Source organism: Corynebacterium sp. MSK195, assembly GCF_030228885.1.
In the GTDB taxonomy this organism is placed as follows: Bacteria; Actinomycetota; Actinomycetes; order Mycobacteriales; family Mycobacteriaceae; genus Corynebacterium.
This window is the reverse complement of the sequence record NZ_JASPGT010000001.1, coordinates 76,109-88,892: the sequence shown is the minus strand read 5'-3', so window position 1 is coordinate 88,892 and position 12,784 is coordinate 76,109. Positions and strand designations below refer to the sequence as shown.

Sequence of the window (12,784 nt, the reverse complement as noted above, 5' to 3'; positions counted from 1 at the left end):
CTGGAAGTTTCCTGTCGAAGGATGCCACTAAGGCTCCTCTACCTCACCTCGACAATTGCGTCTCCACCCAAACGGCGAAAGACCTGCGCTGCGCGAGACGATTGTTATAGGGTGATCTGCGTCCCCACGGGTGCCCGAGCACGGGCTGAGAGTGCGTTAAAGCTGCGCATAGACCGTTCGAACCTGTTTGGTTAATACCTACGAAGGAAGAGAGGAGCGCTTGCCATGACGGCTGCCCCAGAAAACCACCCTAAGCATTCCTATTCCCCCATTCACCACGACGGTCTAGAAGTTCCAGAGACCGAAATCCAACTGGATGATTCCCCACAAGGTCCCAATGAGCCCTTCCGCGTCTACCGCACGCGTGGGCCAGAATGCGCACCTGAAGTGGGGCTACCGGCCCTGCGCAGCGAGTGGATTAGCGAGCGCGCAGATACCAAAGAGTACGCCGGTCGCGGCCGCGAGCTGGCTGACGATGGACGTGCCGCACAGCGCCGCGGGGCGTCTTCCCAAGAGTGGAAAGGCTCTAAGCGCACGCCGCTAAAGGCTCAGCCCGGGCGCCGCGTAACCCAAATGCACTACGCCCGCCAAGGAATCATCACCCGCGAAATGGAATTCGTAGCACTGCGTGAGCACTGCGATCCGGAATTCGTTCGCGCTGAGGTAGCTCGCGGCCGCGCCATTATCCCTAATAATGTCAACCACCCCGAGTCTGAGCCCATGATCATTGGGCGAAAATTTCTCACCAAAATCAACGCCAATATTGGTAACTCCGCGGTTACCTCCTCCATCGAGGAAGAAGTGTCCAAACTGCGCTGGGCTACCCAGTGGGGCGCGGACACCGTAATGGATCTTTCCACTGGTGACGATATCCACACCACCCGCGAGTGGATTCTGCGCAATTCCCCAGTTCCCATTGGCACCGTGCCTATTTACCAAGCATTGGAAAAGGTCAATGGTGTGGCAGAGGATCTGAACTGGGAAATCTTCCGCGATACCGTCATCGAGCAATGCGAACAGGGTGTGGACTATATGACCATTCACGCCGGTGTGCTCTTGGCGTATGTACCGCTAGCAAGCAATCGCGTGACCGGCATTGTCAGCCGCGGTGGCTCCATCATGGCGGGATGGTGCCTTGCTCACCACAAAGAGTCATTTCTGTACGAGCACTTCGATGAGCTATGCGAGATTTTCGCTCAATACGATGTCGCATTTTCGCTTGGCGACGGCCTGCGCCCCGGCAGCCTTGCCGATGCCAACGACGCTGCCCAATTTGCAGAGCTAAAGACTATTGGCGAACTTACCCGCCGCGCCTGGGAGTATGACGTCCAAGTCATGGTGGAAGGCCCCGGACACGTGCCGCTCAACATGATTCAAGAAAACAACGAACTCGAACAGGACTGGGCTTCAGATGCCCCCTTCTATACCCTCGGCCCTCTAGTTACCGATATCGCCCCTGGCTATGATCACATCACTTCCGCCATCGGTGCCGCCCATATCGCAATGGGTGGTACGGCCATGTTGTGCTATGTCACGCCGAAGGAGCACTTGGGACTGCCCAACCGCGATGATGTAAAAACTGGTGTCATTACTTATAAGATTGCGGCGCACTCAGCGGACGTTGCCAAGGGACATCCAGGCGCCCGCGCATGGGACGATGCCATGAGCAAGGCGCGCTTTGAATTTCGCTGGAATGACCAATTTGCGCTCTCCCTCGATCCAGAGACCGCTCAGGCCTATCACGATGAAACGTTGCCTGCTGAGCCAGCAAAGACCGCACACTTTTGTTCCATGTGTGGGCCGAAATTCTGCTCCATGCGCATTAGCCAAGACATCCGCGAGATGTTCGGCGGGCAAATGGCAGAGTTGGGCATGCCGACGCTGGGCGACCAGGTCCGTGCGGCAGCCCACGGCTCAGCACCAGAGGAAGGTATGCAGGAAAAATCCGCTGAATTCCGCCGCAACGGGTCTCAAATTTATTTACGCGAGGATGCTGACCTAGCTTAGCTCTCGCCCTGTATCGGGATTTTCGCCGCGCTCAAATCGGGCGCGGCGTTGCCTTTGTTCTTCCCTTTTGCGCAAGATGCGCTGCCTTTCCATGCGATCGCGCATACGCTGCGGATAGCCGGTTTCTTCCACGTCATAAATATCGCAGCTCAAAAGTTTGGCCACCGCATCAATTCCTTTCGGCCCGCCAATACGGCGCCGGATAAAATCGCCGTGTTCATCCACAACGACAACGGACATCTCATTGACTACCGTTTCCGGCTCCACAAAGGCTTCTACAAAAGCCTTTCCGGCGGCCCATTGTTGCAAATCCTGCGCGTCTTCCGGGCGGACCGTCTCCCCCGGTCCGCGGGGTGGTCGCAGCGACGATCTGGACTTATTGCGGCGGAAAGGGTTGAACATAATTGCCTAGCTTACCCGGAAGGAGGGTAGTTACTAACCCCACATCTGCACGAGGGTGAGCAACACGCTGTAAGATTGTCGGGTAGCGATAGAACACTTCCAACTTTCGAGGAGTCTTATAACTCATGGCGAACTCCGTTGAGATGCCCGAGCTGGGCGAATCCGTAACCGAAGGCACCATCACGCAGTGGCTCAAGTCCGTCGGCGATACCGTCGAGGTAGACGAACCATTGCTCGAGGTCTCCACCGATAAGGTCGATACCGAAATCCCCTCCCCCGTAGCCGGCACCATTATTGAAATTAAGGCTGACGAGGATGACACCATCGAGGTTGGCGAGGTCATCGCCATCATCGGTGACGAGGATGAGGCAGGCTCCGCATCCAACGACTCCTCCGCTGATAAGAGCGAGGAAGAAGCAGAAGAAGCTAAGGAAGAGCCGAAGGCTGACTCCTCCAACGGCGGCTCCGGCGACGCAGCCGACGTGGAAATGCCAGAACTCGGCGAGTCCGTCACCGAAGGCACCATCACGCAGTGGCTCAAGTCCGTTGGCGACACCGTCGAGGTAGACGAGCCACTGCTCGAGGTCTCCACCGACAAGGTCGACACCGAAATTCCTTCCCCAGTAGCAGGCACCCTGGTAGAAATCCTCGCAGACGAGGACGACACCATCGAGGTCGGCGAAGTCATCGCCCGCATCGGCGACGAAAACGCCACCGCATCCTCCTCCGAGGCCAAGCCAGAGCCACAGGAAGAAAAGAAGGAAGAGCCCAAGGCAGAAGAAAAGGAAGAGCCAAAGGCTGACTCCTCCAACAGCGGCTCCGGCGACGCAGCCGACGTGGAAATGCCAGAACTCGGCGAGTCCGTCACCGAAGGCACCATCACGCAGTGGCTCAAGTCCGTAGGCGACACCGTCGAGGTAGACGAGCCACTGCTCGAGGTCTCCACCGACAAGGTCGACACCGAAATTCCTTCCCCAGTAGCAGGCACCCTGGTAGAAATCCTCGCAGACGAGGACGACACCATCGAGGTCGGCGAAGTCATCGCCCGCATCGGCGACGAAAACGCCACCGCATCCTCCTCCGAGGCCAAGCCAGAGCCACAGGAAGAAAAGAAGGAAGAGCCCAAGGCAGAAGAAAAGGAAGAGAAGAAGCCAGAACCGAAGGCTGAGGAGAAGAAGGAGTCCAAGCAGGATTCCTCCCTGAACACCTCCGCCAAGGTAAACAATGGCGATAACGTTCCTTATGTCACCCCGCTGGTACGCAAGCTGGCTGAAAAGCACGGCGTAGACCTCAACACCGTTGAGGGCACCGGCGTGGGCGGCCGTATCCGCAAGCAGGACGTGCTCGCCGCTGCTGGCGAGGGCGATGCACCTGCCAAGTCTGGCGCACAGTCCGATAACTCCCCACGCGCACGTTGGTCCACCAAGTCCGTGGATCCGGCCAAGCAGGAGCTCATCGGCACCACCCAGAAGGTCAACCGCATCCGCGAAATCACCGCCGCCAAGATGGTCGAGGCGCTGCAGATTTCCGCGCAGCTTACCCACGTCCAGGAAGTCGACATGACTGCCATCTGGGATATGCGCAAGAAGAACAAGCAGGCGTTCATCGACAAGCACGGTGCCAACCTGTCCTTCCTGCCATTCATCGTGAAGGCTACCGCCGAGGCTCTGGTCTCCCACCCGAACGTCAATGCGTCCTACAACCCAGAGACCAAGGAGATGACTTATCACTCGGACGTCAACATCGCTATCGCCGTTGACACCCCGAAGGGTCTGCTCACCCCGGTCATCCACAAGGCACAGGACATGACCCTGCCGCAGATCGCTCAGCAGATTGCAGAGCTGGCTGATAAGGCCCGCAATAACAAGCTGAAGCCGAACGATCTCACCGGTGCTACCTTCACCGTGACCAACATCGGTTCCGAGGGCGCCATGCTCGATACCCCGATCTTGGTTCCGCCACAGGCCGGCATCCTGGGCACCGCGGCTATCGAAAAGCGCCCAGTCGTTGTCAACGAGAACGGCCAGGACGCCATCGCCATCCGCCAGATGTGCTACCTGCCATTCACCTACGATCACCAGGTAGTTGACGGTGCGGACGCAGGCCGCTTCATCACCACCATCAAGGATCGCCTGCAGACCGCAGACTTCCAGGCAGACCTCGAAGTCTAAAGGTTCTATCGCCGCTTAAAGCCTCTTAGCCCCACCGCGGGGCTAAGAGGCTTTAGCTATGTCTGGGGTGCCAAGTGGGGGTGATGGATCCACAATCACCGGACTAATCCATCATCTTTTATTCGAGGTGTTGAGGGTGCCTTGCCCCTAAGCCCATGGTGAGCGCACTAGGCGCAGCCCTATACAGTGACGCGGCGCATAAAAGTTCCCAAAGGGGGATCGGCTCACCCATTGTTAAACATATAATTGGGGCGGTTACAGCCACTGTCCCCCTATTAAGGAGTCTCACTGACATGGAATTCATCTCCCGCCACCTAGGGCCGGATTCTACGGAGCAGGCCACCATGCTTGCGAAGGTAGGCTACGACAGCGTGGACGCGCTGGTCGATGCCGCCATTCCGTCAAAGATCCGCGCCGCAGAACTGCCTCAGCTTCCTGAGGCACTCTCGGAAGATGAGGCGCAGGCTACATTGCGGGAGTACGCCAACCAGAACACCGTGCTGAAGTCCTTCTACGGACAAGGCTTTTCTGACACCCTCACTCCCGCGGTCATCCGCCGCGGTTTATTGGAAGATGCGGGATGGTACACCGCCTACACCCCGTATCAGCCAGAGATCTCCCAGGGTCGTCTGGAAGCGCTGCTGAACTTCCAGACCATGATTGAGTCCCTGACCGGTCTGCCCATCGCGAATGCATCCTTGCTGGATGAGGCCTCTGCCACCGCGGAAGCCGTGGGGCTTATGTCCCGCGCGGTCAAGAAGGGGCGCCGCGTGGTGCTGGATTCTCGTCTGCACCCGCAGGTGCTTACCGTCGCCGCGGAGCGCGCCCGCGCGATTGACCTCGAGGTAGAAATCGTAGACCTGCGCGAAGGCCTCGTGGGCGAGGATCTCATCGGCGCAGTAATCGCCTACACCGGTACCGAGGGCGATATCTTTGATCCCTCCACCGTCATCGAGGAGGTGCACACCCGCGGCGCACTGGCTACCGTCGCCACTGACCCGCTTTCGCTGCTCCTGCTGGAGGCACCTGGCTCGCTGGGCGCCGATATTGTGCTCGGTTCTTCCCAGCGCTTTGGCGTTCCGCTCTTCTTCGGCGGCCCGCACGCGGCCTACATGGCGGTCACGGAAAAGCTGAAGCGCCAGATGCCTGGCCGCATCGTAGGCGTGTCCAAGGACGCGGATGGACGCCCCGCTTACCGCCTGGCACTGCAGACCCGCGAGCAGCACATTCGCCGCGAACGCGCCACCTCTAATATCTGTACCGCGCAGGCGCTACTGGCCAACGTCGCCTCCATGTACGCCGTCTACCACGGCCCGCAAGGTCTCAAAGCCATTGCCCAGCGCGTCCACGCGCTCGCTTCCTCCTTTGCGCAGTCCGTTAAGGACGCCGGAAAGCAACTAGTGTCCGAGGACTTCTTCGACACCGTTACCGTCGCCGGCGTAGACGCCGCCACCATCAAAGCTGACCTCCAGAAGGAGGGCTACCTCGTGCGCACCATCGGCGAGGACAAGGTATCGGTGTCCTTTGGTGAGTCGGCGACCAAGGAGGACGTCGCCAAGCTCGCCCAAGCCTTCGGCGCCGAATCTGCTGAGGCTGACTTCGCCCTGCCGGAGAACCTGCAGCGTGGCGAGGAGCCACTCCAGCACGAGATCTTCAACCGCATCCATTCCGAGACCCAGATGCTGCGCTACCTGCGCAAGCTGGCCGATAAGGACTTGGCGCTCGACCGCACCATGATTCCGCTGGGCTCCTGCACCATGAAGCTCAACCCCACCGCCGCCATGGAGCCGATTTCCTGGCCGGAGTTTGCAGGCATCCACCCCTACGCACCAGAGGAAACGACCGCCGGTTGGCGCGCCTTGGTAGAAGAGATTGAGGGCTGGCTGGCCGAGGTCACTGGTTATGCCAAGGTCTCCATCCAGCCCAATGCCGGTTCCCAGGGCGAGCTGGCGGGTCTTTTGGCCATCCGCCGCTACCACGTGGCCAACGGCGATAACGAGCGCGATGTAGTGCTCATTCCAGCCTCCGCGCACGGGACCAATGCGGCTTCGGCAACGCTGGCCAACCTGCGCGTTGTTGTGGTGAAGACCGCCGAGGACGGCTCTATTGACCTGGCGGATTTGGATGAGAAGATTGCCAAGCACGGCAACCACATCGCCGGCATCATGGTGACCTACCCGTCCACTCACGGTGTCTTTGATCCGGAGGTCCGCGACGTATGCGATAAGGTCCACGCTGTGGGCGGCCAGGTCTACATCGACGGTGCGAATATGAACGCGCTGACCGGCTGGGCCCGCCCAGGCCAGTTCGGCGGCGATGTTTCCCACCTCAACCTGCACAAGACCTTTACCATTCCGCATGGCGGTGGCGGCCCAGGCGTGGGCCCGGTCGCAGTGGCCGAGCACCTCATCCCCTTCCTGCCCACCAACGCCGCGGATCCGCAGCTGGATGCCACCATCGCTACCCCGGTAGGTCAGGGCGTGCCAATTACCAATACCAAGTACGGCTCAGCGGGTGTGCTGCCGATTTCCTGGGCATACCTAGCTATGACCGGTGCGCAGGGACTGGCCCAGGCCTCCGCCCACGCCATTTTGGGCGCGAACTACCTGGCCAAGTCCTTGGAAGATTCCTTCCCTGTGCTCTACACCGGCAACGCTGGCTTGGTGGCGCACGAGTGCATCCTGGATCTGCGCGCGCTTACCGACGCCTCCGGGGTCACCGCAGCCGACGTAGCCAAGCGCCTCGTGGACTTTGGTTTCCACGCCCCCACCCTTGCCTTCCCTGTGGCCGGAACCCTCATGGTCGAGCCCACCGAGTCTGAAGACCTGGGCGAGCTGGACCGCTTCATTGAGGCTATGCGCACCATTCGCGCCGAGATCCAAGAGATCATCGACGGCGAGGTGTCCTACGAAGGCTCCGTTATCCACCACGCACCATTTACCGCGGAGTCCATCGGCTCCGATACGTGGGAGTTCGCCTTCAGCCGCGAAAAGGCAGCGTGGCCCGTGAAATCCCTGCGCCACAGCTACAAGTACTTCCCGCCGGTGCGCCGCATCGACGAGGCCTACGGCGACCGCAACCTGGTCTGCAGCTGCCCACCACCAGAAGCTTTCGACATCGACGATTCTGAGGAGTAACCATGACCGAACTACTCACCTCCCCGCTTCATGCCGAGCACGAAAAGCTCGGCGCCACTTTCACGGCCTTCGGCCCGTGGAACATGCCCTTGAAGTACCAGAACGAGCTGGATGAGCACCGCGCGGTGCGCGGCACCGCTGGCCTCTTTGACCTGTCCCACATGGGCGAAATCTGGGTCAACGGCGCCGACGCCGGCGCGTTCTTGTCCTATGCCTTCATCTCCAACTTCGAGCCCCTCAAGGTAGGCAAGGCCAAGTACTCCATGATTACCGCTGAGGACGGCGGCATCATCGATGACCTGATTACCTACCGCTTTGAAGAGGACAAATTCCTCGTCGTCCCGAATGCCGGCAACGCCGATACCGTATGGGACGAGCTCAATAAGCGCGCCGAGGGCTTCGATGTTTCCCTGAAGAACGAGTCCCGTGACGTCGCCATGATCGCCGTCCAGGGCCCTAAGGCCGCAGAAATCCTCGTCCCGCTGGTAGAAGACAATAAGCAGGACGAGGTATATAACCTCGGCTACTACGCCGCCACCATGGGCAAGGTAGCGCGCACCTTCGCCATTATCGCGCGCACCGGCTACACCGGTGAGGACGGCTTCGAGCTCATCGTGTATAACTCCGATGCCCCGCAGCTGTGGGAAGAACTCCTCAAGGCCGGTGCGGAATACGACCTCAAGCCGTGCGGTCTTGCCGCCCGCGATTCCCTGCGCCTCGAGGCCGGCATGCCGCTCTACGGCAACGAGCTCTCTCGCGATATCACCCCGGTAGAGGCGGGCATGGCGCGTGCCTTTGCCAAGAAGGAGGCCGATTTCGTCGGCGCCGAGGTCATCCGCCAGCGCGCCGCCGAAGGCCCACAGGTGGCTATCACCGGTCTCACCTCCACGCAGCGCCGCGCCGCGCGCGCCGGAGCCGAAGTATTCGTGGGAGACAAGAAGGTCGGAACGGTCACCTCCGGCCAGCCTTCCCCCACCCTGGGACACCCAGTTGCCATCGCGCTGCTGGAAACCAGCGCCGAACTCGAGCCCGGCGCCGAAGTCGAAGTAGAGATCCGCGGCAAGCGCTATCCTTTTGAAGTAACCGCGTTGCCGTTCTACAAGCGCGATAAGTAAACACTTTCTCAACCAGCCCGAAAGGACTACATCACCATGGCTACCCTTCCACAAGATTTCTCCTACTCCGAAGACCACGAGTGGGTCAACGCCACCGCTGACGCCGTCGCAGGCGCTACCGTGCGCATCGGCATTACCTCCGTCGCTGCCGATCGCCTGGGCGAGGTTGTCTTTGCCGAGCTACCGGAGGTGGGCGATACCGTCACCGCCGGCGAGTCCTGCGGCGAAGTCGAATCCACCAAGTCCGTCTCTGACCTCTACTCCCCTGTCACCGGCACCGTCAAGGCCGTCAACGAGGCCGTGCACGATGACTACGCGGTCATCAACAACGATCCGTTTGGTGAGGGCTGGCTCTTCGAGGTCGAGGTAGATGAGGCAGGCGAGCTCATGGATGCCGCCGCCTACGCATCCGCTAACGGCCTAGACTAATTCGGCCCCACGCGGGAGGGTGTGCCACGCGCATCCTCCCGCTTTGCTTTGCCCACCGCACCAGAGGAAACTTTGAGGCTATGACTGCACCACGCGATCCTTTCTTCCCCGCCGAGCGCTCTATCCGCGCCTCCGATAAGCCACTAGAGGTCCGTTTCCTGGGCCGGATGGACTACCAGGAGGCGTGGGATTACCAGGCCGAGGTAGCGGCCGCCCGTGCCAAGGGCGAGCAGGGCGACGTGGTGCTCGTGGTCGAGCATCCCAATATCTATACCGCCGGCAAGCGCACCCAGCCAGAGGATATGCCGGATAATGGCCTGCCTGTTATCACCGTGGACCGCGGCGGGCGCATTACCTGGCATGGCGAGGGCCAGTTGGTCATCTACCCCATTATCAAGCTGGCAGAGCCTGTCGACGTCGTCGACTATGTCCGCCGCTTGGAGGAAGCCACCATCCAGACGGTTCGCCAGATGGGGGTGCCCACCGCTGGGCGCATCGATGGCCGCTCGGGTGTCTGGGTCCCCTCCACCACCCAGGCCAAGGATCCGGCTGCCCCGAAGCGCGACCGCAAAATTGCCGCGCTGGGCATCCGTATTACCCGCGGGGTGACCATGCACGGCTTGGCGCTCAATTGCTGCAATACGCTGGAATACTACGACCACATCGTGGCCTGCGGCATCGACGACGCCGACGTGACCACTCTGTCCTTAGAACTGGGCCACCAAGTCAGCCTCGAGGACGCCACCCAGCCGCTGTTGCAAGCGCTGGACGACGCCCTCTCGGGCCGCCTCATTGTTGCTGACCACACCTTCGGCTCAGCCCCGGATCCCACGAAGCTGGCCAATGAAAGGGCACGGGAGAGGCGTCGGCAAGCGCGGCACTAGCCCTCGTTCGGGGCTGGCGCGGAATAGGATGTGACCCTGCCGACTTATACCTAGAAGAGCTATTAGCCATCACCACCATCAACCGATAAAGTGAGTTTTTGTGACTGTAAAGCCTGAAGGACGCAAGATGCTCCGCATTGAAAAGAAGAATGCGGAGTCACCCATCGAACAAAAGCCACGCTGGATTCGCAACCAGGTCCGCACTGGTCCGGGCTACGAGGACATGAAGTCCCGCGTGGCCGGCGCATCCCTGCACACCGTGTGCCAAGAGGCAGGCTGCCCGAATATCCACGAGTGTTGGGAATCCCGCGAGGCTACGTTCCTTATCGGTGGCGATAAATGCACCCGCCGCTGCGACTTCTGCGATATTGCCACCGGCAAGCCGGAAGAACTCGACCGCGACGAGCCGCGCCGCGTGGCCGAAAACATCCAGGAGATGGACCTTAACTACACCACCATTACCGGCGTTACCCGCGACGATCTCCCGGATGAGGGCGCATGGCTCTACGCCGAGGTCGTGCGCAAGATTCACGAGCTTAACCCGCATACCGGCGTGGAAAACCTCACCCCGGATTTCTCCGGCAAGCCGGACCTGCTCGAGGAGGTCTTCGAGGCCAAGCCGGAGGTCTTTGCCCACAACCTGGAAACCGTGCCGCGCATCTTTAAGCGCATCCGCCCGGCCTTCCGCTACGAGCGTTCCCTGGACGTTATCCGCCAGGCCCACGACTATGGCCTGATTACCAAGTCCAACCTGATCCTGGGCATGGGCGAGACCGAGGATGAGGTCGAAGAAGCATTGCGTGACCTGCGCTCTGCCGGCTGCGATATCATCACCATCACCCAGTACCTGCGCCCCGGCCCGCGCTTCCACCCAATTGAGCGCTGGGTGCGCCCAGAGGAATTCGTCGCCCACTCCAAGCTGGCCAAGGAGCTCGGCTTCGGCGGCGTCATGTCCGGCCCTCTGGTGCGCTCGTCCTACCGCGCCGGCCGCCTCTACGTGCAGGCCATGGAAAAGCGCGGCTTCGAGCTGCCAGAAAACCTCAAGCACCTGGCCGAGACCTCCCAGGGTGCCACCGCCCAAGAGGCCTCCACCCTGCTGGAGAAGTACGGCCCCTCGGAAGAGACTCCTGTGACCACCCGCATGGCCAAGACCCCGGCTAATGCGAATTCGGCGGCGGCCACCATCCGCTAAACCGAACGTTTTCATAACGGCCTGCGCTTTTCGCGTGGGCCGTTTTAACATTTATGCCCGTTGACCTTTAAAGTAGGAGCCATGGCGAAAGATGACAAGGCAGCACTAAAGGCTGCAAAGAAGCAAGAACGCGCGGCCAAGCGCCAGCAGCGTAAGCAAACCTGGTCCCAGATGTGGCAAGCATTCAATATGCAGCGCAAGCAGGATAAGGCGCTTATCCCCATCATGCTGGGTGCCTTCCTGGGCATGGGCTTGCTCTTCTTCCTCATTGGCCTGCTTTTTAGCGGCCAGTGGTTCATGCTCATCCTCGGCTTGGGCATCGGCGCGCTGCTCGCCATGTTCCTCTTTACCCGCCGCCTTGAGCGCGATATGTACAAGCGCGTAGAAGACCAGCCGGGCGCTGCCGGCTGGGCGCTGGAGCAGCAGCTGCGCAATACCGTGGGCATCGTGTGGTCCGTAAAGACCGGTGTGGCCGCCACCCGCCAACAGGATCTTATCCACCGCGTCATCGGCAACGCCGGCGTCATCTTCGTTTGCGAGGGCAATAAGAACCGCGTACGCCCCACCTTGAACCAGCTTAAGAAGCGTGTAGACAAGATCGCCGGCGGCGTTCCCATCTACGAGATCTTCGTGGGCAACGGCGAGGACGAGGTTCCCGTATCCAAGCTGCGCAATAAGGTCATGAAGCTGCCGCGCAACTTCAATAAGAACGAAACCTACGACAACATCCGCCGCATCGAGGCCATGGATTCCATGCCGGGTACCACCCCGGGCATGCCCAAGGGCCCAATGCCCCACCAGGCCCAGAACATGGCCGGCATGAACCGCCGCATGCGCCGCGCCCAGCAGCGCAAGAAGAATAAATAAGCGCCTAAAGCTAATCCCTGCTACACCGTCGACGGCGTAGCAGGGATTTTCTTATGCCCAGAAAAGTCGGGCACCTTAGGAGCGAATGACGATGGTGCCGGTGGCGCGGTCGTGCATGCCGCGTCCATCCGCATCAACCATGGCCGCTGGGAACAGCACACCGGTGAGCACCGTGCGCAGCGCCGCGCGCCATAGGCCCACGCGGGCACCGGGGACGTCGAGTCGCGCCACGCCCATCCCCAGCAGCAGCATGCCGGGGGTGCGGGCAAAGAGCCAGCCACACACAATGCCCATGATGACCCACAGGGCGTAGCCCAAGAAAGCCACACCGCCGAGTTCCGTAGTAAACATGTGGATGAGGTTGGCGATGAGCATGCACACGATCCAGTCAATCGCCACAGCGCCGGCGCGGCGACCAACGGGGGCCAGTGATCCCGGCCCGGACTCCGGAAGGCCGAGCTTTTCGCCCGGCCAGCGGCCGGGGCCTTCCATGTCATCGTATTCGCCCGGAATATTCGGCCCGTCGAGCCACGTACGCTTATCTGCCATGCTCACCAATCTAGCGGGCACAAAGTGAGAT

10 protein-coding genes and 1 riboswitch are annotated in these 12,784 nt (G+C 60.7%); of the genes, 8 read left to right on the top strand and 2 right to left on the bottom strand.

All coding sequences use genetic code 11. From position 1 onward, the window contains the following. Window positions 1-116 precede the first annotated feature (116 nt). Window positions 117-227, top strand: a riboswitch (TPP riboswitch). Continuing rightward, entirely contained in the window at window positions 226-2,007 is a 1,782-nt protein-coding gene (gene thiC / locus QP909_RS00415) for a phosphomethylpyrimidine synthase ThiC (protein WP_284765739.1), read from the top strand. It overlaps the preceding riboswitch by 2 nt. Here thiC and QP909_RS00410 read toward each other — a convergent pair. Then, complete coding sequence (locus tag QP909_RS00410; RefSeq protein WP_284765738.1) at window positions 1,999-2,409, bottom strand: oxidoreductase; 411 nt, start codon at window positions 2,407-2,409, stop codon at window positions 1,999-2,001. The genes thiC and QP909_RS00410 overlap by 9 nt on opposite strands. A gap of 125 nt (window positions 2,410-2,534) precedes the next feature. Between QP909_RS00410 and sucB the strand changes: the two genes are divergently transcribed. The 7 genes from sucB to QP909_RS00375 all read left to right on the top strand — a co-directional run bounded on the left by sucB (window position 2,535) and on the right by QP909_RS00375 (window position 12,204). Continuing rightward, a complete protein-coding gene (gene sucB, locus QP909_RS00405) occupies window positions 2,535-4,580 on the top strand; it encodes a 2-oxoglutarate dehydrogenase, E2 component, dihydrolipoamide succinyltransferase (protein WP_284765737.1) in 2,046 nt (681 codons plus the stop codon). A 293-nt stretch (window positions 4,581-4,873) separates the two neighbouring features. Further along, on the top strand, window positions 4,874-7,717 hold the full coding sequence (gcvP, locus tag QP909_RS00400; RefSeq protein WP_284765736.1) for an aminomethyl-transferring glycine dehydrogenase: 2,844 nt from the start codon (window positions 4,874-4,876) through the stop codon (window positions 7,715-7,717). Window positions 7,718-7,719: 2 nt separating this feature from the next. Then, window positions 7,720-8,832, top strand: coding sequence for a glycine cleavage system aminomethyltransferase GcvT (gene gcvT, locus QP909_RS00395; RefSeq protein WP_284765735.1), 1,113 nt, complete (start codon window positions 7,720-7,722; stop codon window positions 8,830-8,832). A 36-nt stretch (window positions 8,833-8,868) separates the two neighbouring features. Further along, a complete protein-coding gene (gene gcvH / locus QP909_RS00390; protein WP_005324433.1) occupies window positions 8,869-9,261 on the top strand; it encodes a glycine cleavage system protein GcvH in 393 nt (130 codons plus the stop codon). Window positions 9,262-9,341: 80 nt separating this feature from the next. Further along, window positions 9,342-10,145 (top strand): lipoyl(octanoyl) transferase LipB, encoded by an 804-nt coding sequence (gene lipB, locus QP909_RS00385; RefSeq protein ID WP_284765734.1) that lies wholly within the window; start codon window positions 9,342-9,344, stop codon window positions 10,143-10,145. Between the two features lie 127 nt (window positions 10,146-10,272). Next, the gene (gene lipA, locus QP909_RS00380) at window positions 10,273-11,337 is read left to right on the top strand and encodes a lipoyl synthase (RefSeq protein ID WP_284765921.1); all 1,065 of its coding nucleotides are present in this window, start codon (window positions 10,273-10,275) and stop codon (window positions 11,335-11,337) included. Between the two features lie 81 nt (window positions 11,338-11,418). Further along, window positions 11,419-12,204, top strand: a complete 786-nt coding sequence (locus QP909_RS00375) for a DUF4191 domain-containing protein (RefSeq protein WP_239273549.1) — start codon at window positions 11,419-11,421, stop codon at window positions 12,202-12,204. Between the two features lie 75 nt (window positions 12,205-12,279). On the opposite strand, the gene QP909_RS00370 is transcribed toward QP909_RS00375, so the two are convergent. Then, window positions 12,280-12,753: an RDD family protein gene (locus QP909_RS00370; protein WP_049377713.1), complete on the bottom strand. Its 474-nt coding sequence runs from the start codon at window positions 12,751-12,753 to the stop codon at window positions 12,280-12,282. Between the last annotated feature and the right edge of the window lie 31 nt (window positions 12,754-12,784).